The 21,575-nt window shown below is 59.8% G+C and carries 15 protein-coding genes; 10 read left to right on the top strand and 5 right to left on the bottom strand.

Features of this window, described 5'->3' with window-relative positions; all coding sequences use genetic code 11:
* Positions 1 to 116: 116 nt before the first annotated feature.
* A complete protein-coding gene (locus KFS80_RS10235; protein WP_007917233.1) occupies positions 117 to 1,052 on the bottom strand; it encodes a LysR family transcriptional regulator in 936 nt (311 codons plus the stop codon).
* A 185-nt stretch (positions 1,053 to 1,237) separates the two neighbouring features.
* Between KFS80_RS10235 and KFS80_RS10230 the strand changes: the two genes are divergently transcribed.
* On the top strand, positions 1,238 to 2,467 hold the full coding sequence (locus KFS80_RS10230; protein ID WP_053121699.1) for an acyl-CoA dehydrogenase: 1,230 nt from the start codon (positions 1,238 to 1,240) through the stop codon (positions 2,465 to 2,467).
* Between the two features lie 216 nt (positions 2,468 to 2,683).
* Here KFS80_RS10230 and KFS80_RS10225 read toward each other — a convergent pair whose 3' ends face one another.
* Both KFS80_RS10225 and xthA read right to left on the bottom strand, forming a co-directional pair.
* Positions 2,684 to 4,018 carry a substrate-binding domain-containing protein gene (locus KFS80_RS10225; RefSeq protein ID WP_053121698.1) on the bottom strand — a complete coding sequence of 445 codons (1,335 nt, stop codon included), beginning with the start codon at positions 4,016 to 4,018 and terminating at the stop codon, positions 2,684 to 2,686.
* Between the two features lie 154 nt (positions 4,019 to 4,172).
* On the bottom strand, positions 4,173 to 4,985 hold the full coding sequence (xthA, locus tag KFS80_RS10220) for an exodeoxyribonuclease III (RefSeq protein ID WP_053121696.1): 813 nt from the start codon (positions 4,983 to 4,985) through the stop codon (positions 4,173 to 4,175).
* 300 nt (positions 4,986 to 5,285) lie between these two features.
* Between xthA and KFS80_RS10215 the strand changes: the two genes are divergently transcribed.
* From KFS80_RS10215 to KFS80_RS10185, 7 genes are all read left to right on the top strand, one after another.
* Positions 5,286 to 5,936, top strand: coding sequence for a GNAT family N-acetyltransferase (locus KFS80_RS10215; protein WP_053121694.1), 651 nt, complete (start codon positions 5,286 to 5,288; stop codon positions 5,934 to 5,936).
* 66 nt (positions 5,937 to 6,002) lie between these two features.
* Positions 6,003 to 7,730 carry an autotransporter assembly complex protein TamA gene (locus KFS80_RS10210; protein ID WP_212544719.1) on the top strand — a complete coding sequence of 576 codons (1,728 nt, stop codon included), beginning with the start codon at positions 6,003 to 6,005 and terminating at the stop codon, positions 7,728 to 7,730.
* Complete coding sequence (locus KFS80_RS10205; RefSeq protein WP_212544718.1) at positions 7,727 to 11,401, top strand: translocation/assembly module TamB domain-containing protein; 3,675 nt, start codon at positions 7,727 to 7,729, stop codon at positions 11,399 to 11,401. Before KFS80_RS10210 ends, KFS80_RS10205 begins: the two co-directional genes overlap by 4 nt.
* 404 nt (positions 11,402 to 11,805) lie before the next feature.
* Positions 11,806 to 12,288, top strand: a complete 483-nt coding sequence (locus KFS80_RS10200; protein WP_212544717.1) for a MarR family winged helix-turn-helix transcriptional regulator — start codon at positions 11,806 to 11,808, stop codon at positions 12,286 to 12,288.
* Entirely contained in the window at positions 12,278 to 13,747 is a 1,470-nt protein-coding gene (locus tag KFS80_RS10195) for an efflux transporter outer membrane subunit (RefSeq protein ID WP_212544716.1), read from the top strand. The genes KFS80_RS10200 and KFS80_RS10195 overlap by 11 nt, the downstream gene beginning before the upstream one ends.
* A 15-nt stretch (positions 13,748 to 13,762) precedes the next feature.
* Positions 13,763 to 14,965: an HlyD/EmrA/EmrK family protein gene (locus KFS80_RS10190; protein ID WP_212544715.1), complete on the top strand. Its 1,203-nt coding sequence runs from the start codon at positions 13,763 to 13,765 to the stop codon at positions 14,963 to 14,965.
* A gap of 259 nt (positions 14,966 to 15,224) precedes the next feature.
* Positions 15,225 to 16,754, top strand: coding sequence for a DHA2 family efflux MFS transporter permease subunit (locus KFS80_RS10185; protein ID WP_053121684.1), 1,530 nt, complete (start codon positions 15,225 to 15,227; stop codon positions 16,752 to 16,754).
* Positions 16,755 to 16,922: 168 nt separating this feature from the next.
* On the opposite strand, the gene lpxH is transcribed toward KFS80_RS10185, so the two are convergent.
* Both lpxH and KFS80_RS10175 read right to left on the bottom strand, forming a co-directional pair.
* Positions 16,923 to 17,669, bottom strand: coding sequence for a UDP-2,3-diacylglucosamine diphosphatase (gene lpxH / locus KFS80_RS10180; protein ID WP_159813927.1), 747 nt, complete (start codon positions 17,667 to 17,669; stop codon positions 16,923 to 16,925).
* A complete protein-coding gene (locus tag KFS80_RS10175; RefSeq protein WP_053121679.1) occupies positions 17,666 to 18,172 on the bottom strand; it encodes a peptidylprolyl isomerase in 507 nt (168 codons plus the stop codon). Before KFS80_RS10175 ends, lpxH begins: the two co-directional genes overlap by 4 nt.
* 249 nt (positions 18,173 to 18,421) lie before the next feature.
* Here KFS80_RS10175 and KFS80_RS10170 point away from each other — a divergent pair, with 249 nt between their 5' ends.
* Together KFS80_RS10170 and cysS are read left to right on the top strand one after the other, a co-directional pair.
* Positions 18,422 to 20,119: a glutamine--tRNA ligase/YqeY domain fusion protein gene (locus KFS80_RS10170; protein WP_008082132.1), complete on the top strand. Its 1,698-nt coding sequence runs from the start codon at positions 18,422 to 18,424 to the stop codon at positions 20,117 to 20,119.
* Between the two features lie 22 nt (positions 20,120 to 20,141).
* On the top strand, positions 20,142 to 21,524 hold the full coding sequence (cysS, locus tag KFS80_RS10165; protein ID WP_159813925.1) for a cysteine--tRNA ligase: 1,383 nt from the start codon (positions 20,142 to 20,144) through the stop codon (positions 21,522 to 21,524).
* Positions 21,525 to 21,575: the final 51 nt, after the last annotated feature.

The raw sequence follows: 21,575 nt of genomic DNA, 5'->3' as shown, positions 1-21,575 counted from the left end.
ATGGCAGGTTGACGTTTACGTCAAGCAAGAAAAAGATCGCAGCCTTCGGCAGCTCCTACAGTAAAACGCATTCCAAATGTAGGAGCTGCCGAAGGCTGCGATCTTTTGATCTTTCCTCAAACCACCTGCTTATCCAGCTTCTTCTCCTGCGCCGTCACCTGCTGGCACAACTCAATCATCTGCTCGCGCATCCAGCGATTCGCCGGATCCTGGTCAGTGCTTTCATGCCAATACAGATGCGTCTCCACCGGCGGCACATCATTCACCGGCAGATTAAACGCCTGCAGTTCATGCCGACGGGCAAAGCGTTCCGGCACGGTCATGACCATGTCCGTCTGCTGCATCACCTGCGACGCCATCAAATAATGCTGCGAGCGCAGGGCGATCTTGCGCTGAATGCCCATTTTGCCCAGTGCCAGATCGACATAGCCCAGACCGCTGCGGCGGCTGGAAATATGGATATGGGTCAGCGACAAATAATCATCCAGCGACAGCTTTTCTTTGCCCGCCATCGGATGCCCCTTGCGCATCGCACACACATAACGGTCTTCCATCAGCTTGACGTGGCGCACCTGCGGGTCGGTGTTGAGCGGCGCGTCCACAGCGAAATCCAGACGCCCGGCCGCCAGTTCCTTGGTGGTCTCACGGCGTTTCGACAGGAAACTTTCGATAATCACGGTCGGCGCCAGACGGCGCAGGCGCTGGAACAGCGGCGGCAAAATCACTGCCTCGGTGAGGTCGGTCATGCTGATGCGGTAGGTCTTGACCGCTTGCGCCGGGTTGAAAATACGACTTTCCTGAACCGACACGCGCAGCAGCGACAGCGCGTTACGCACCGGACCGATGATGTTCTGCGCCATCGGCGTCGGCACCATGCCTTGGGCGGTGCGCACGAAGAGCGGGTCGTTGAAGGTTTCGCGCAGCCGTGCCAGCGCGTTGGACACCGCCGGCTGGGTGATGCCGACAATCTGCCCGGCGCGGGTCAGGTTGGCTTCGGTGTAGATCGCGTCGAAGACGATGAAAAGGTTGAGGTCGACCTTGCTCAGATTCATAACGCGGCTTCTCTTGTTATTTAGTGCGGTGTTTGGGGGGCTGGCAATCAGCCGATCATATATCGGTGATGAATGTTTATACACGCCGAGAATAGGCTAGGTAAATTATCAGCGCTGTTCTAGCATCGATTGCATGACCTAAACAACCTCTGCTGAAGAACTGCCTTAACCATCGGGAGCTGCTCATGGATTTCGCTTATTCGCCCAAGGTGCAAGAACTGCGTGAGCGCGTAACCGCGTTCATGGACACTTACGTTTACCCGGCCGAAGCCGTGTTCGAGCGCCAGGTTGCCGAAGGCGATCGCTGGCAGCCGACCGCGATCATGGAAGAACTCAAAGCCAAGGCCAAAGCCGAAGGCCTGTGGAATCTGTTTCTGCCTGAATCGGAACTGGGTGCCGGCCTGACCAACCTCGAATACGCGCCACTGGCGGAAATCATGGGCCGCTCACTGCTCGGCCCGGAGCCGTTCAACTGCTCGGCGCCGGACACCGGCAACATGGAAGTGCTGGTGCGTTACGCCAACGAAGAGCAAAAACAACGCTGGCTGGAACCGCTGCTGCGCGGCGAGATCCGCTCGGCGTTCGCCATGACCGAACCCGATGTTGCCTCCTCCGACGCCACCAACATGGCCGCCCGCGCCGTGCGTGATGGCGACGAGTGGGTGATCAACGGCAAAAAATGGTGGACGTCCGGTGCTTGCGATCCGCGCTGCAAGATTCTGATCTTCATGGGCCTGAGCAATCCCGATGCACCGCGCCATGCGCAGCATTCGATGATTCTCGTGCCGGTCGATACGCCGGGCGTAAAAATCGTTCGTCCGTTGCCAGTGTTCGGCTACGACGATGCGCCGCACGGTCACGCCGAAGTGCTGTTCGACAACGTGCGTGTGCCGTACGAAAACGTACTGTTGGGTGAAGGACGCGGGTTTGAAATTGCGCAAGGTCGTCTTGGCCCAGGCCGGATTCACCACTGCATGCGTTCGGTCGGCATGGCTGAGCGTGCGCTGGAATTGATGTGCAAACGTTCGGTAAGCCGTACTGCTTTCGGCAAACCGCTGGCGCGTCTGGGCGGTAACGTCGACAAGATCGCCGACTCGCGCATGGAGATCGACATGGCGCGTCTGCTGACGCTGAAAGCGGCGTACATGATGGACACCGTGGGTAACAAAATCGCGAAAAGCGAGATCGCGCAGATCAAGGTGGTTGCGCCGAATGTCGCGCTGCGCGTGATTGATCGGGCGATCCAGATGCATGGCGGGGCAGGGGTGTCGAACGATTTCCCGCTGGCTTATATGTATGCGATGCAACGGACATTGCGTTTGGCTGATGGCCCGGACGAAGTGCACCGTGCGGCGATTGGCAAGTTTGAGATCGGCAAATACGTGCCGAAGGAAATGTTGCGTAGCGGTCAGTAAGACCGCGTCGCCCCCTTCGCGAGCAAGCCCGCTCCCACATTGGATTTGTGAACGTCACAGATCCTGTGGGAGCGGGCTTGCTCGCGAAAGGGCCTGAACATTTGATCGTTCCCACGCTCTGCGTGGGAATGCATCCCGTGACGCTCCGCGTCACAGTGGACGCTGAGCGTCCATGGCGGAATTACCACGCGGAGCGTGGGAACGATTTGGCGGATATCAATACACCCAAACCTCAACCCGCCGATTCTTGATCCTTCCCTCATCCGCACTGTTGGTCGCCACCGGCATCTGCGCGCCAAACCCGCGCACCTCGCGCAACACCACGCCGCTCTTCACCAACTCCCGTCGCACCGCCATCGCCCGCAACTTCGACAGCAAATCCGCGCGCGCCGGGTCGTCCTTTACATCACCAAAACCCACCAGCGTCACCGCACGATCGGTCTTGTCATGGCGCTTTATATAGTCGAACACCCGCGCCAGATCCTGACGGGCCTTGTTGTCCAGACTCGCGCTGCCTTCTTCAAAACGGAAGTTCACCGTCAGACGTTGGGCGTGACGGCTGAGGGATTGATAACCCTCGGGCATCAGCGCATTCGGCGCGACCGTCATGGCGTGCACGGTCTGACTGATAAAACCGTTGCGCGCAACAATCTCCTGGCCCTGACGACTTTGCGCAAACGCCACCAGCGCTTTTGCCCATGGATTGCTGCTGTCCGGCGGCAGATAAAAGAACAGTCGCCGAGACAGCGGATAGTCCTCGGTGGCGATCAGACTATTGAGCGGCAGCATCGATTGCGACGCGCCATCGGCAATCGCCACGGCTTTGGCCTGACGCACGTAAGGCAAACCGATAAATCCAATGCCCTGCGGATCACTACTCACTGCGTCGGATAATTCCTCGCTGGATTCGAAACGTTTCGCCGCACTGCTCAGCGTTTTCCCACGACGACTGAGCACCAATTCCTTGAACGTGTCGTAGGTGCCGGACTGATCATCCCGTGCATATAAATGAATCGCACCGCCGCGACCACCGAGGTCTTCCCAGCTTTTCACTTCGCCGGCGAAGATCCGCGCCAGTTGCTCGGTGTCGAGTTGCTGCAACGGGTTTTCGGGGTGAAGGATGATCGCCAGGCCATCGATGGCGATGACTTGCTCGGCGGCGGCGCTTTTCAGATCGCCGAGGGATTGCAGGCTGAGCAGCTCGCTGTCCTTGATCTCGCGGGAGGAGGCGGCGAGGTCGGCGCTGGCGTTTTTCAGGGCGGTGAAACCGGTGCTGGAGCCGTGAGCGGCGACGTCGATGAGCACGCGTTTGCCTTCAGCCGTCTGGCCAACAATGCGCAGTTCGTTAGCGGTGCCCGGGGTTTCGCGGTGGATCTTCAGCAGGCCTTGCTGTTGCAGCAGACCTTCGACCAGCGCCGGGCCGAGTTCGGCGCCGATGGTGTTGGAACCCTGAATGCGCAACGCCGGGCCGTCGTCGGGCACCGGCAAACCGGCGGCCGACACCGTCAGCCACGCACTCAAGAGAAAGACGCACAGAACACGCAGGGTCATGCCGGCACCGAATCAAGCCAAGGGGATTGCCGGGGAGATTAAGTCAGGCGCATGACCAAAAGATGACAGATCAAAAGATCGCAGCCTTCGGCAGTTCCTACAGGGGAACGCATTCCAATTGTAGGAGCTGCCGCAGGCTGCGATCTTTTGATTTTTAGCTCAATTCCAGCCAGATCGGCGCATGGTCGGACGGTTTTTCCATCCCGCGCAATTCATAATCCACGCCCGCCGCCTTCACTCGCGGCAGCAAACCATGCGACGCCAGAATCACGTCAATGCGCAACCCGCGCTTCGGCTCATCTTCAAAACCACGGCTGCGGTAATCGAACCAGCTGAACATATCGGTCACGTCCGGGTTCAGGTGGCGATAGCTGTCGGTCAGGCCCCAGTTCTTCAGGCGCGCCATCCACTCGCGCTCTTCCGGCAGGAAGCTGCATTTGCCGGTTTTCAGCCAGCGCTTCATGTTGTCCGGGCCGATGCCGATGTCGCAGTCTTCCGGGGAAATGTTCACATCGCCCATCACCACAACCGGTTGTTCGTTGTGGAACTGGCTTTCCAGCAGTGCTTGCAGATCGCTGTAGAAACGCTGCTTGGCGGGGAATTTGGTCGGGTGGTCGCGGCTTTCGCCCTGTGGGAAATAGCCGTTCATGATCGTCACCGGCACGCCATTGGCGTCGGCGAAGGTGCCCCAGATAAAGCGGCGCTGGGCGTCTTCGTCGTCGGTGGCGAATCCCTTGTGAATGGCGATCGGTTCCTGACGCGACAACATCGCTACGCCGTAATGGCCTTTCTGCCCGTGGAAGTACACGTGGTAGCCGAGGGCGCGGACTTCTTCCAGCGGGAACTGGTCGTCGTGGACTTTGGTTTCCTGCAGGCCGATCACGTCCGGCTGGTGTTTTTCGATCAGCGCTGCCAGCTGATGCGGACGGGCGCGCAGTCCGTTGATGTTGAAGGAAACGATCTTCATGGTCGGCAGTCCTGGCAAAAGGGCGATGCTAGCTGACATGGGGGAGATGGGCCAGTGTGGGGTGGGAGAAATCATTTTGGGCTGTGGGATTTTTGGTGTCTGCAATGGCGCCATCGCGAGCAGGCTCACTCCTACAGGGGAACTCATTCCAAATGTAGGAGTGAGCCTGCTCGCGATAGGGCCCGCCCGGTCGATGAAGATCCAAGGTTGGTCTATACCTGTGGGGAACTGTGCCAACGCCAAAAGGTTCGTACCAACAAGAGCGCCGCCATTTGACGCGCCCCGGGGAGAATCACTGTCATGCCTGAAACCCAGACCGCCATCGCCGACATTCATATGCTCGACCGCGGTTATTCCCGCGAAGCCCGATCGCTGCTCTATCAGGCCTATCGCCACGAGCCGACCTTCGGCTACCTGTTCGAAGCCGAGCGCCCAGGCTACGAACAACGGGTTCGCGCCACCGTGCGCGAATTGGTCAAACAGCATTTCCTCCAGGACTTGCCGGCCATCGGCCTGTTGGTCAACGACCGCTTGATCGGCATCGCTCTGATCGCGCCACCGCAACGACGCTTGGGCATCACCGAAAGTTGGGCCTGGCGCCTGCGCATGGTGCTCAGCACCGGTTTCCGCTGCACCCGCCGCTATCTCGAATACCACGACGCCGTTTCCGCGTGCGTGCCGACCGAGTCAGTGCACATGCTGCCGCTGCTGGGCATTCATCCGCAGTTCCAGGGCAAACACTTTGGCGAGCAACTGCTGACCGCCGTGCACAACTGGTGCGCCGTCGATGAAACCTCGCAAGGCGTGGTGCTCGACACCGGCAATCCACGTTATCTGGAATTCTATAAAAGGCAGGGTTACGAGGAGATCGGCGAGGTTGCCGTCGGCCCGGTGCGAGAACACGTATTTTTCCACGCCAATCCACAAGTGTTACAAACGGCGACTGCTTGAGCGTCGAACTTTTCGGGACAAGTCTTGATCTATCACGCTCCCAAGCTCGTGATAGCATCCGCGCCTATGAAGTTTCCAGGAAGATTTACCAGTGGCGTGCTCATGCTGTTATCCAGCTGCGCGGCGCTGGCGCAAAGTGAATTGGATGTGCGGATCAAACCGTCCAACGATGAACTGAAGGCCAATATAGAAGGCTATATCGGCAGCCTCGGTGACCGTGACGAAGAAGCCTTGCTGCGCTTCAGTCGCGGTGCCGAAGAGCAGGCGCGCAAAGCGGCCCAGGCGTTGGGCTACTACCAGCCGCAGATTGATAGTGACGTGAAGGGCGGCGAAAAACCGCGCCTGGTGCTGAACATCGATCCCGGCGAACCGATTCGTCTGCGCAACGTCACCATCCGTGTCGACGGCCCGGCTGCCTCCCTCAAATCCTTTCGTGTACCGAAAAGCGACGTGCTCAAGTCCGGCGCGGTGCTCAATCATGGGCGTTATGAAGACGCCAAAAGAATTATTCAGAATCAGGCTTCACGCTTCGGCTTCTTTAGCGGCCACTTCACCAGTCAAAAAATCTTGGTCGACCCGCGCGCGGGTGTGGCCGACGTTGAGTTGATCTACGACAGCGGCCCGCGTTACGCGCTGGGCAAAGTCAAATTCGAAGGCGACACGCCGTTCGACGAAGACCTGCTGCAACGCATGGTGCCGTTCAAGGAAGGCGAGCCGTACGACTCGGAGCTGATCGCCGAACTCAACCGCGACCTGCAATCGAGCGGCTATTTCGAAGGCGTGCGCGTCGATGCCGCACCGACTGCCGCGAAGAATGATGTGATCCCGGTCGACGTCAAACTCGACACACGCAAACCGCGCACCATGGGCCTTGGCCTCGGTTACTCGACCGACGTCGGCCCACGTATCAAAGCCAACTGGACGCGCCACTGGGTCAACCCGCAGGGCGACAGTTATGGCTGGGAGGCCGAACTCTCGGCGCCACGGCAAAACGTCGGGCTGTTCTACGACATCCCGCTCGACCCGCCACTGACCGACAAACTGCGCTGGGCCGGCGGTTATCAATTTGAAGACATCGACGGCTCCGACACGTTGAGCAAGCTGCTGACCTTCGGCCCGGAATGGCACAGCAAATTGCCGAGCGGCTGGCAGCGGGTGATCTCGCTGAAATGGCAGCGCGAAGAGTACGAACTCGGTGACGACTCAGGCCTGAGTACTTTGCTGATGCCCGGCATCAGCTACTCGTACCTGAAAAGCGACAACCGCATCGACCCGCACAACGGCTATCGCCTGAGCTTCGAAAGCAAAGTGGCGAAAGAAGGCCTCGGTTCCGATAACAACCTTCTATATGGCACCGCGCTGGTCAAAGGCCTGACCACGGTGTTCGACAAACACCGCTTGCTCGGTCGCGTGCAGGTCGGCGGCAGCGCCACCAACGGCTATAAATCGGTGCCGCCATCGCTGCGCTTCTTCGCCGGTGGCGATCAGAGCGTGCGCGGTTACGACTACCAGAGCCTGTCCCCGGAAAACTCCGAGGGCGATCGCATCGGTGGCCGTTACATGGTCGCCGGCAGCGTCGAATACCAATACTCGATCGCCGAGAAATGGCGGGTGGCGACCTTCGTCGATCAGGGCAACTCTTTCAATAAACTCGAACTGCCGAACCTCAAGACCGGGGTCGGTATTGGTGTGCGCTGGGTCTCGCCGGTCGGGCCTATCCGCCTCGATCTGGCCCATGCACTCGACGACGATGGCGGCATCCGGCTGCACTTTTCCATGGGGCCTGAGCTGTGAAGCGTGGTTTGAAAATAACGGCACTCACGCTATTGGCGCTGGTGTTGTTGATTGTATTGAGCGTCGCCACGGTGCTCGGCACGCAGGCCGGCAGCCGTTGGGTGTTGGGTCTGGTGCCGGGCCTCAGCGTCGAGAATTTTCAGGGTCGCCTCGGCGGTCAGTGGAGCGCCGATCATCTGCTCTGGCAGCAAGACACCAGCCGCGTCGAGCTGAACAAGGCGATCTTCGCCTGGTCGCCGCTGTGCCTGACGCGCATGACGTTGTGCATCGAACAGCTCAAGGCTGATCAGGTCATCCTGCAATTTCCGCCGAGTGAAGAAACCACTGAAAGCGGCCCGATCAAACTGCCGGATCTGCAATTGCCGGTGGCCATCGAGCTGGGCGACGTGCAAGTTGGTAGCCTGCTGTTCAACGGCAGCGAGCAACTCAAGGGCTTGCAACTGGCGGCGCACTGGACGGCGCAGGGCATGCAGATTGAAAGCATCAAATTGCAGCGCGACGACCTCAGCCTGAACCTGTCCGGCACCCTCGCGCCGAGCGGTAACTGGCCGCTGAACATCGCCGGTGACCTGACGTTGCCATCGCCGGATAAGGGCCCATGGACGCTGGCGCTAAAAATCGACGGCGACCTGCTGAAAACCCTCAACCTGCACGCCGACAGTCGTGGCTACCTCGACGGCCAATTGAACGGCGAGTTGCAACCACTGGTGGAAAACCTGCCGGCCAAGCTGCGCATCACCAGCGACGCGTTCAAACCGAGCGCCGATCTGCCGGACACCCTTCAACTCAATCAACTGCTGCTGACCGCCGAAGGCGACCTGAAAAACGGTTACCAGTTAAACGGCAACGCTGCGCTGCCCGCCGATCAAGGCCCGGTCGCGTTGTTGCTGAAAGGCAAAGTTGACGCCAGTGGCGCGCAAATCGCCGGCCTCGACCTGAGCGCCAACGACAAGCAAAGCCTCAAGCTCACCGGCAGCGTCGACTGGAGCAAAGGCCTCACGGCGCAAGCCAACATCAATTGGCAGGACTTTCCGTGGCACCGGCTCTATAACGAAATCGACGAGCCACAAGTTGCGTTGCGTACCTTCACTGGCGAAGTCTCCTACACCGACGGTCAATACCTCGGCAACTTCGCTGCCGCACTCGATGGCCCGGCGGGCGCGTTCACTCTGAGCAGTCCGTTCAGCGGCAACCTCAAGCAGATCGCTTTGCCGCAATTGAAAATGGAAGCCGGGCAGGGCAAGGCTGAAGGGCACGTCAACGTGCAGTTCGCCGACGGCATCGCCTGGGACACGGCGCTCGATCTCTCGGCGCTGAACCCGGCGTATTGGGTCGCTGAGTTGCCGGGCACCTTGGCCGGGCCGCTGAAAAGCAAAGGCGAGATGAAAAACGAACGCCTGAGCCTGACCGCTGACCTCGACCTCAAAGGCAAACTGCGTGGGCAACCGGCGATCCTGCAAGCCAAGGCCGACGGCGCTGGCGAGCAATGGAACCTGAATGCCCTGCAAATCCGCCTCGGCGACAACAGCATCAACGGCAAGGGCAGTCTGCAACAGAAACTCACCGGACAGATCGACATCAAACTGGCGCGTCTGGCTCAGCTTTGGCCAGAGTTGCGCGGGCAGATCAACGGCCGCGTCGATGTCGCCGGCACGCTGAAAGCCCCGCAGGGCAAACTCGGTCTGCAAGGTTCACAACTGGCGTTCCAGGATAATCGCCTGCAAAGCCTCAACCTCGACGCCTCCCTCGACAGTGCGCAACGGGCGAAAATCGACCTCAAGGGCAGCGGCATTCAGGCCGGTGATACGTCTTTGGGCACGCTGACCGCCAGCGCTCAAGGCGACATCAAGAGCCAGAAACTCAGCCTCGACCTGCTCGGGCCGAAGCTGAAACTGGCCCTCGGTCTCGACGGCAATCTGGATAAGGGCAACTGGCGCGGCCGTTTGGCCAGTGGTGATATTCAGGCCGGTGGCCAGGACTGGAAGCTGCAAAACCCGGCCAAACTCGAACGTCTGGCTGACGGCAAAATCAACTTCGGCGCGCATTGCTGGCTGTCCGGCAATGCCAGCCTGTGCGGTGAAGACCAACGGCTGATGCCGGAGCCGAAACTGCGCTATCACCTCAAGCAATTCCCGATTGAAAGCCTCGCGCAATGGTTGCCAAAAGACTTCGCCTGGCAGGGCAAGCTCAATGCCGATCTGCAACTGGACTTGCCGGCCAGCGGCCCGAACGGCGTGGTCAGCATCGACGCCAGCGGCGGCACTTTGCGCATGAAAGAAAAGGATCAGTGGCTGGACTTCCCGTACCAGACGCTCAAGCTCACCAGCAAACTCACGCCGAAGCGCGTCGACACCGACCTCAATTTCGTCGGCGGCAAGCTCGGCGAACTGATGGTGCAGGCGCAGCTCAACCCGCTGCCGAAAAACAAACCGCTGAGCGGCTCGTTCCGCCTCACCGGTCTGGATCTGTCGGTGGCGCGGCCGTTTGTGCCGATGGTCGAGAAACTCACTGGGCGCCTGAACGGCAGCGGCACGATTTCCGGTGGCCTGCTGACGCCGCTGGTCAACGGCACGGTGCAACTCAGTGACGGCGAAGTGTCCGGCGCCGAGTTGCCGATGGAGCTGCAGGATCTGCAACTCACCGCATTGATCGCCGGTGAATCGGTGCGTCTGGACGGCGGCTGGAAAAGCGGCAAGAGCGGGCAGGGCAGCTTGAACGGTAACGTCGCCTGGGGGCAGGCGCTGGTGGTCGATCTGGCGTTGAAAGGCACGCAGTTGCCGGTCACCGTCGAACCGTACGCCAAGCTTGAAATGGCGCCGGATCTGAAAATTTCCATGGCCGGCGATGAGCTGAAAATCGCCGGTAAAGTGCGGGTGCCGAAAGGCGAAATCACCGTGCGTGAACTGCCGCCATCGACGGTGAAAGTCTCTGACGACACGATCATCGTCGGCGCCCAGACCGAAGAGGGTAAACCGCCGATGGCCATGAAAATGGACATCGACGTGGAGGTTGGCGACGACAAACTCGCCTTCGCCGGATTTGGCCTGACCGCTAATGTGCAGGGGCATGTGCACATCGGCGACAACATGGACACCCGTGGCGAGCTGTGGCTCAACGATGGCAAATACAGTGCTTACGGTCAGCGCTTGTCTGTGCGGCGTGCGCGCCTGCTGTTCGCCGGGCCCATCGATCAGCCGTATCTGGACATCGAAGCGATTCGCCAGACCGACGACGTGATCGCCGGTATCCGCCTCAGCGGCAGCGCCGAACAGCCGACCACGCAGATCTTCTCCGAACCGGCGATGAGCCAGGAGCAGGCGCTGTCCTATCTGGTACTCGGCCGTCCGCTGAGCACCAACGGCGAAGACAACAACATGCTCGCGCAAGCGGCGTTGGGGTTGGGCTTGATGGGCAGTGCCGGGGTGACCAGTAGTCTGGCCAAGGATCTCGGGATTCAGGACTTCCAGCTCGACACGGCGGGCAGCGGCGATGCCACTAGCGTGGTGGCCAGCGGCAACATTACCGAGAAGCTCAGTTTGCGTTATGGCGTTGGCGTGTTTGAACCGGCCAGCACCATTGCCTTGCGCTACAAGCTGAGCAAAAAGGTCTACGTCGAAGCGGCGAGCGGCGTCGCGAGTTCGCTGGATATCTTCTACAAGCGCGATTTCTAGACCGCGCTCCCCTCCAAAACCGAGTCGCTTCAATCGCGAGCAGGCTCGCTCCTACATTTGGAATGCGTTCCCTTGTAGGAGTGAGCCTGCTCGCGAAGGCGTCCGCGCGGGCAACACAAAAACCAAGCCGCGAGTTCGCTGGATATCTTCTACAAGCGCGATTTCTAGACCGCGCGCCCTCCAAAACCGAGTCGCTTCAATCGCGAGCAGGCTCACTCCTACATTTGGAATGCGTTCCCTTGTAGGAGTGAGCCTGCTCGCGATGGCGTCCGTGCGTGCAACAAAAAAACCCACTCCACTGGTCAACTAATTGCTAAGCAACCTAACTATTGCGTTGACATTCGCTGCCTAGGCAGTAACATCTCGACATACATTCACTGCCTAGGCAGTTATTAGGTGAGCAAATGAAGCATTTCACCCCGGACGAATTCAAACACTGCCATCTCGGCCTGTTGCTTGGCCGTGCTGCGCTGCTCAAAGACCGGATCATCGACACCCACATGGAACCCCACGGCATCACCGCCGCGCAGTTCAAGGTGTTGATCATCATGGCCCAGTACGGCGTCGATACCCCGGCCGAACTGTGCCGGCATCTGTCGCTCGACAGCGGTTCGATGACGCGCATGCTCGATCGTCTGGAGCAGAAAGATTTTCTGGCTCGCCAACGCAGCGAAGGCGACCGCCGTCAGGTGCAACTGACCCTGACCGAGCAAGGCCAGTTACTGGCCGATCGCCTGCCGCACATCGGCGCCAACGCGATGAATGAACTGGCGGGCGCCGTCACTCCGGACGAGTTGAAGACCCTGGAATACATCCTCAAGAAAATCCTGCTGGCAGCCGGTGACCCGATCACTATCCAGCGGTTAGGTGAACACAATGAGCGGTAAAACCTTGCGCAGCAGCCTGACGCTGGTGCTGTCGGCGATGATCCTCGCCGGTTGCGCCAACTACAGCGGCCTCGACACTCAAGGCCAGAACCTTGATGCGAAAAACCTGAAAGTCGGCCAGTCCCTCAACGGCGTGACCCTGTCGCCAGCCGCATGGCCGAAAAGCGATTGGTGGACCAGCCTCGGCGATCCGCAACTCGACGGCTTGATCCGCGAAGCCCTGCACGACAGCCCGGACATGCAAATCGCCGCCGCGCGCGCCCATCAAGCCAGCGCCGCCGCCTATGCCGCCGATGCCGAACGCTATCCGACCCTCGACGCCAGCGCCGGCATCAGCCGTTCGCGCCTGGCCAAGGATCAGGATCCGCTGGGGCAGGGCGATGCCTACGCCACCGTGCGTAACGTCAGTGCCGGTTTCAATTACAACTTCGATCTGTGGGGCGGCCAGCGTGATGCCTGGGAAGCTGCACTCGGTCAGGCCCGCGCCGCCGAAGTCGATCGTCAGGCGGCACAGTTGACCCTCGCTGCCGACGTCGCTCGCGCTTACAGCGATCTCGGTCAGGCGCACATCGTTTATGACCTGTCCAACGACGACCTCAAACGCACCAAACAAATGCTCGACCTGAGCCAGCGTCGCCTGAGCGCCGGGATCGACAGCCAGTATCAATACCAACAAACGCAAAGTCTGGAAGCCACGTCTGAGGCCAACCTGATCGACGCGGAAAAGCGCCTGAACAGCGCCAAAATTGCGCTGGCCGTACTGCTCGGCAAAGGCCCGGATCGCGGCAATGAAATTGCCCGGCCGAAAGTCCTGCAAGCCAGTGCTGTCGCGGTGCCGTCGGTATTGCCCGCCGAGCTGCTGGGTCGTCGTCCGGATCTGGTCGCCGCACGCTGGCGTGTAGAAGCGGCGAGCAAAGACATCGACTCGACGAAAACCCGCTTCTATCCCAACTTGAACCTGTCGGCCTCGGCCGGTGCCGAATCTTTGTTGGGTGACGCGATGTTTGGTTCGGCCAGTCGCTTCTTCAACATTGCTCCGACCATTTCGGTGCCGATCTTCGACGGCGGACGCCTGCGCGCCAACCTCGACGCGCGCGACGCCGATTACGATCTGGCAGTGGCGCAGTACAACAAAAATCTGGTGCAAGCACTGGGCGATGTCAGCGACACGATCAACCAGTTGCGTGATATCGGCCGGCAGATCGGCGCGCAGCAACACGCCACCGAGATTGCTCAGGATTCTTACAACACCGTCGTCCAGCGTTACGGTTCCGGCATCGGCAACTACCTGGACGTGCTCAGCATCGAGCAGCAATTGCTGCAGGCCCAGCGTCAACTGGCCAACCTCAATGCCGAGCAGATCGACCTGTCGATTCAACTGATGCAAGCGCTGGGCGGCGGCTTCCAGGGGCAGACCCTGACCGCAGCCAACGCCACCCCAGCCACGCCGCACAACTAATTCAAGGTAATTGTCATGGCCACTGCCGAAAACACTCAAGCTCAAGACAACACCCCGGACAACGGCAACCCGCGCAAACGCAAAGTGATGCTGGTGGTGCTGGCCGTTGTCGTCCTGCTCGCCTGCGCTGGCGTGTGGGCGTATCACGAATTCATCGGGCGCTTTAACGAAAGCACCGACGACGCCTACGTGAATGGCAACGTCGTGGAAATCACCCCGCTGGTCACCGGCACTGTGGTCAGCATCGGTGCTGACGATGGTGATCTGGTTCACGAAGGTCAGGTGCTGATCAACTTCGACCCGAACGATGCCGAAGTCGGCCTGCAAAGTGCCCAGGCGAAACTGGCGCGCACCGTGCGTCAGGTGCGCGGTCTGTACAGCAACGTGGATGGCATGAAAGCCCAGGTCAACGCGCAACAGGCCGAAGTGCAGAAAGCCCAGGACAACTTCAATCGCCGGAAGAATCTTGCCGCTGGCGGTGCGATTTCTCAGGAAGAACTGTCCCACGCTCGCGACGACCTGACCTCGGCGCAAAACGCCTTGGCCAATGCCAAACAGCAATTGAAAACCACCAGCGCGCTGGTCGATGACACCGTGGTCTCCTCGCACCCGGACGTGATGCAAGCCGCCGCTGAATTGCGTCAGGCTTACCTGACCAATGCGCGCAGCACCTTGATCGCGCCGGTCACTGGTTACGTGGCCAAGCGCACCGTGCAACTCGGTCAGCGTGTGCAACCGGGTACTGCGCTGATGGCGGTGATTCCGCTGGATCAACTGTGGATCGACGCCAACTTCAAGGAAACCCAACTGCGCGACATGCGTATCGGTCAGCCGGTGGACATCGAATCCGATGTGTACGGCAGCGATGTGAAATACAGCGGCACCGTCGACAGCCTCGGCGCGGGTACCGGTAGTGCGTTTGCGCTACTGCCTGCGCAGAACGCCACGGGTAACTGGATCAAGATCGTTCAGCGTGTACCGGTACGGATTCACATCAACGCCGAAGAACTGGCCAAGCACCCGCTACGGGTCGGTCTGTCGACCAACGTTGAAGTGAACCTGCACGACCAGAGCGGCCCGATGCTGGCCCAGCAGCCACCGCAAAAGGCCTCGTTCACCACCAATATCTACGATCAGCAACTGGCCGACGCCGACGCGATGATCGCGCAACTGATCCACGACAACAGCGCTGCGGCGAGCAAGACCGCGCAACGCTGAGATCGCACCTGTGGTCAGGGGATTTATCTGAGGTACAGGGATTGATCTGGGAAAAGGAATTCCTTGTGGCGAGGGGGTTTATCCCCGTTGGGTCGCGCAGCGACCCCTCTTTGGATCAGGAAAAGACGGGACTGCTGCGCAGTCCAACGGGGATAAATCCCCTCGCCACAGTAGTTTTCCTTATCCCATAGATTGTTTTCCGCATGGGCAGCCGCGTCTGTAACAGACGCAGCGTCAACCCGGTTTCAAAGGATTCGCGATGAGCAATAACGCTTCTTTCACGCCGCCCAGCCTGTTGCTCAGCACCATCGGTCTGTCGCTGGCGACGTTCATGCAAGTGCTCGACACCACCATCGCCAACGTGGCGTTGCCGACGATTTCCGGCAACCTCGGAGTGAGTTCGGAGCAGGGCACTTGGGTGATCACTTCGTTTGCCGTGAGTAACGCGATTGCGCTGCCGTTGACCGGTTGGCTCAGTCGGCGTTTCGGTGAGGTGAAACTGTTTCTCTGGGCCACGATTCTGTTCGTGCTGGCCTCGTTTCTCTGCGGTATCTCGACGTCGATGCCAGAACTGATCGGCTTCCGCGTTCTGCAAGGCCTGGTCGCCGGGCCGCTCTATCCGATGACGCAAACCCTGTTGATCGCGGTCTATCCCCCCGCGAAGCGAGGCATGGCCCTCGCGTTATTGGCGATGGTCACGGTGGTCGCGCCGATTGCAGGCCCCATTCTCGGTGGCTGGATTACTGACAGCTACAGCTGGCCGTGGATCTTCTTCATTAACGTGCCAATCGGGATTTTTGCGGTGATGGTGGTGCGTTCGCAACTGGCCAAACGTCCGGTGGAAACCAGCCGTCAGCCGATGGACTACGTCGGTCTGATCACGCTGATCATCGGCGTCGGCGCGTTGCAGGTGATCCTCGACAAGGGCAACGACCTCGACTGGTTTGAGTCGAATTTCATCATTATCGGCGCGGCGATTTCCGTGGTGGCGCTGGCGGTGTTCGTGATCTGGGAAATGACCGACCGCCACCCGGTGGTGAATCTGCGGCTGTTCGCTTACCGCAACTTCCGCATCGGCACGCTGGTGCTGGTGTTGGGTTACGCCGGCTTCTTCGGTATCAACCTGATCCTGCCGCAGTGGTTGCAGACGCAAATGGGCTACACCGCGACCTGGGCCGGTCTGGCCGTGGCGCCGATCGGGATTCTGCCGGTGCTGCTGTCGCCGTTTGTCGGCAAGTACGCGCACAAGTTCGACTTGCGATTACTGGCCGGCATCGCGTTTTTGGCGATTGGCTTGAGCTGCTTTATGCGCGCCGAGTTCACCAACGAAGTCGATTTCCAGCATATCGCGCTGGTGCAACTGTTCATGGGCATTGGCGTGGCGCTGTTCTTCATGCCGACCCTGAGCATTCTGATGTCGGACTTGCCACCAAACCAGATCGCCGACGGCGCCGGTCTTGCCACATTCCTGCGGACGTTGGGCGGCAGCTTCGCGGCTTCGCTGACTACCTGGATCTGGATTCGTCGGGCTGACCAGCATCATGCGTATATGAGCGAGAGCATCAGTACGTATGAACCGGCGACGCGGGAGGCGCTGAACCAGTTGGGCGGGGCGAGCAACCCGGCGTATGCGCAACTGGATCATGTGCTGACCAGTCAGGCGTACATGCTGTCGACCGTGGATTACTTCACGCTGCTGGGGTGGGGGTTTATGGGGTTGATTTTGATTGTGTGGCTGGCGAAGCCGCCGTTTGCCGCGAAGGCAGGGCCTGCCGCTTCGGGGCACTGAGGTCAAAAGCCCCTCACCCTAACCCTCTCCCGGAGGGAGAGGGGACTGACCGAGATGGATGTTTGAACTACACCGACTTGCAATACCGAGTCGAACTCAGGTTTTGAAAAGCCCACAAATCGGCTCCCTCTCCCTCGGGAGAGGGCTGGGGTGAGGGGGTGGCGATCTTCAGCCGTGCGGCAATGCCAGCGGTGGGGCGAAATCGAACGGCGCCAGCGCATAGCCGCTCTCATCCACCTGCAACGCCCAACCCTGACGATCCCAATCCCCCAGCACAATCCGCTTCGCCGCTTCATCACCGATCTGCAACTTGTGAATCGCCGGGCGATGGGTGTGGCCGTGGATCAGGGTTTTCACGCCAAACTCCTGCATGATCCGCGGAATCTCCTCCGGCGTAACATCAACAATGTCATTGGCCTTCATCCGCGTCTGCGCCTTGCTCTCGCTGCGCAGTTTGCGCGCCAGTTTATGGCGGCTGCTCAGCGGTAGATTGCGCAGGATAAACAGCGTGAGCGGGTTGCGCAGGTAGCGGCGCAGCTTCATATAGCCGACGTCGCGGGTGCAGAGGCTGTCGCCGTGCATCAACAGCACCGGCTCGCCGTAAAACTGCACGACACTCGGGTCTTTCAGCAGCGTGCAGCCGGCTTCTTTGCAGAACGCCTTGCCGAGCATGAAGTCGCGATTGCCGTGCATCAGAAAAATCGCCGTGCCGCTGTCGCTCAATTGGCGCAGGGCCTGGCAGATGGAACGCTGGAAGGGCGTCATGGCGTCGTCGCCAATCCACGCTTCAAAGAAGTCGCCAAGAATGTACAACGCACTCGCCGAGCGGGCGCGTCCGGCGAGCAAATCCAGAAACGCCCGGGTAATGTCCGGGCGCTCCTCTTCCAGATGCAAGTCTGAAATCAGCAATATCACGCTTCGATGATCTCGGCTTTCTCGATGATCACGTCGTCTGCTGGTACGTCCTGGTGGCCGGACTTCATGGTGGTCGACACGCCTTTGATCTTGTCGACAACGTCGGTGCCGGCGGTCACTTTACCGAATACCGCGTAACCCCAGCCCTGAGTGTTCTTGCCGCTGTGGTTGAGGAAAGAGTTGTCGGCAACGTTAATGAAGAACTGCGCGGAAGCCGAATGCGGCTCCATGGTGCGGGCCATGGCAACGGTGTACTTGTCATTGGAAAGACCGTTGTCAGCTTCGTTCTGGATGCTTGGACGCTTGTCTTTCTTTTCTTTCATGCCTGGCTCGAAACCGCCGCCCTGGATCATGAAGTTACCGATGACACGGTGGAAAACAGTGTTTTCGTAGTGACCGGCTTTCACGTACTCGATGAAGTTGGCGACGGTGATCGGCGCCTTGTCAGCGTTCAGTTCGATGACGATGTCGCCATGGTTGGTGGTCAGTTTGACTTGAGTCATGATCGCTTCTCTTTAGAGGAATTCGTGGTTTTGGGACATCGAGCCCCCAAACCGGTTCAGCCAGCGTGGGCCAAGGTGCGCAGTTTAGCGTGACAGGCGCGAATTTCGAGGCAGTTTTTCAAATCCCGGCGATTAAATGCATGCCTTTATAGGGCCTGCTCTGTCAGCCCCTTGACAGCATCGGCTATGATAGCGGCTTTGTTTTGTCTGGCCCCCACTGCGGCCGCGCACCTGTAAGTCAAGGATCCTATGAGCAAGCCCACTGTCGACCCTACCTCGAATGCCAAGTCCGGCCCCGCCGTGCCGGTCAATTTCCTGCGGCCGATCATCCAGGCAGACCTGGACTCGGGCAAGCACACCCAGATCGTCACGCGTTTCCCGCCTGAGCCCAACGGCTACCTGCACATCGGCCACGCCAAGTCGATCTGCGTGAACTTTGGCCTTGCCCAGGAGTTCGGCGGCGTCACGCACCTGCGTTTCGACGACACCAACCCGGCCAAGGAAGACCAGGAATACATTGACGCGATCGAAGCCGACGTCAAATGGCTGGGCTTTGAATGGTCCGGCGAAGTGCGCTACGCCTCGCAGTATTTCGACCAGTTGCACGATTGGGCCGTTGAGCTGATCAAGGCCGGCAAGGCCTACGTCGACGACCTGACGCCGGAGCAAGCCAAGGAATACCGTGGCAGCCTGACCGAACCGGGCAAAAACAGCCCGTTCCGCGACCGCTCCGTCGAAGAGAACCTCGACTGGTTCGCCCGCATGCGCGCCGGTGAGTTCCCGGACGGCGCCCGCGTGCTGCGTGCGAAGATCGACATGGCCTCGCCGAACATGAACCTGCGCGACCCGATCATGTACCGCATCCGTCATGCGCATCACCACCAGACGGGCGACAAGTGGTGCATCTACCCGAACTACGACTTCACCCACGGTCAGTCGGACGCCATCGAAGGCATCACCCACTCGATCTGCACCCTGGAGTTCGAAAGCCACCGTCCGCTGTACGAGTGGTTCCTCGACGCGCTGCCAGTGCCGGCGCACCCGCGTCAGTACGAGTTCAGCCGTCTGAACCTCAACTACACCATCACCAGCAAGCGCAAGCTCAAGCAACTGGTCGATGAAAAGCACGTGCATGGCTGGGACGACCCGCGCATGTCCACGCTGTCGGGTTTCCGTCGCCGTGGCTACACGCCGAAATCGATCCGCAACTTCTGCGAAATGGTCGGCACCAACCGTTCCGACGGCGTGGTTGACTTCGGCATGCTCGAATTCAGCATCCGTGATGACCTCGACCACACTGCGCCGCGCGCCATGTGCGTCCTGCGTCCACTGAAAGTCGTGATCACTAACTACCCGGAAGGCCAGGTCGAAAACCTCGAACTGCCGCGCCACCCGAAAGAAGACATGGGCGTACGCGCGCTGCCGTTCGCCCGGGAAATCTACATCGACCGTGACGACTTCATGGAAGAGCCGCCAAAGGGCTACAAGCGCCTGGAACCGGCCGGCGAAGTGCGTCTGCGCGGCAGCTACGTGATCCGTGCCGACGAAGCGATCAAGGACGCCGACGGCAACATCGTCGAACTGCGTTGCTCGTACGATCCGGAAACCCTCGGTAAAAACCCTGAAGGCCGCAAGGTCAAGGGCGTGATCCACTGGGTACCGGCTGCGGCCAGCGTCGAGTGCGAAGTGCGTCTGTACGATCGTCTGTTCCGTTCGGCCAACCCTGAGAAGGCCGAAGACAGCGCAAGTTTCCTCGACAACATCAACCCTGATTCGCTGCAGGTACTCACCGGTTGTCGTGCGGAGCCATCGCTTGGCAATGCACAGCCGGAAGACCGTTTCCAGTTCGAGCGCGAAGGCTACTTCGTCGCCGATTTGAAGGACTCGAAACCAGGTCAGCCGGTATTCAACCGTACCGTGACCCTGCGTGATTCGTGGGGCCAGTGATTCAGCGTCAAGGAAATTAAAAGTGCTGACGATTTACAACACGCTCACCAAGAGCAAACAAGTCTTCAAACCGCTGGATGGCAACAATGTGCGCATGTACGTCTGCGGGATGACCGTGTATGACTACTGCCACATCGGCCACGGCCGCAGCATGGTCGCGTTCGACCTGGTGACCCGCTGGTTGCGCTTCAGCGGTTACAACCTGACGTACGTGCGCAACATCACCGACATTGAAGACAAGATCATCAATCGTGCCCGCGAAAACGGCGAGCCGTACGACGCGCTGACCGAGCGCATGATCACCGCGATGCACGAGGACGAGGCGCGTCTCAACATCCTCAAACCGGACATGGAGCCGCGTGCCACCGATCATATTCCGGGCATGCTGAGCATGATCCAGACCTTGATCGACAAGGGTTACGCCTACGCCCCGGGCAATGGCGACGTGTACTACCGCGTCGCCAAGTTCATGGGCTACGGCAAACTGTCGCGCAAGAAAATCGAAGACCTGCGCATCGGCGCGCGTATTGAAGTCGACGAAGCCAAGCAGGATCCGTTGGACTTCGTGCTGTGGAAAGCCACCAAACCGGGCGAGCCAAGCTGGGAATCGCCGTGGGGCGCCGGGCGTCCGGGCTGGCACATCGAGTGCTCGGTGATGTCCACCTGCTGCCTCGGCGAGACCTTCGACATTCATGGCGGCGGCAGCGACCTCGAGTTCCCGCACCACGAAAACGAAATCGCCCAGAGCGAAGCGGCCACCGGCAAGACCTACGCCAACGCGTGGATGCATTGCGGCATGATTCGCATCAATGGCGAGAAGATGTCCAAGTCCTTGAACAACTTCTTCACCATTCGCGACGTGCTGGAAAAATACCACCCGGAAGTCGTGCGTTACCTGCTGGTGTCGAGCCACTACCGCAGCGCGATCAACTACTCGGAAGACAACCTCAAGGACGCCAAAGGCGCACTCGAGCGTTTCTACCACGCGCTCAAAGGCTTGCCGACCGTTGCACCGGCGGGCGGCGAAGCGTTTGTTGAACGCTTCACTACCGTGATGAACGACGACTTCGGTACCCCGGAAGCGTGCGCGGTGCTGTTTGAGATGGTGCGTGAGATCAACCGCCTGCGTGAGAGCGATCTCGATGCAGCGGCGGGTCTGGCGGCGCGTCTGAAAGAGCTGGCGAGCGTGTTGGGTGTGTTGCAATTGGAAGCCGATGACTTCCTGCAGGCGGGCGCTGAAGGGCGTGTCGATGCGGCTGAAGTTGATGCGCTGATTGCTGCGCGTCTGGCGGCTCGGGCCGGGAAGGATTGGGCTGAGTCGGATCGGATTCGTGATCAGTTGACGGCGATGGGTGTTGTGTTGGAAGACGGCAAGGGTGGGACTACTTGGCGTTTGGCTGACTGATTGCTTTATTGCTGCAAAACAAAACCCGCCTTGTGCGGGTTTTGTTTTTTT

Source organism: Pseudomonas rustica (assembly GCF_018336155.1).
Lineage (GTDB): Bacteria > Pseudomonadota > Gammaproteobacteria > Pseudomonadales > Pseudomonadaceae > Aquipseudomonas > Aquipseudomonas rustica.
This window is presented reverse-complemented; position numbering and strand designations above follow the sequence as displayed.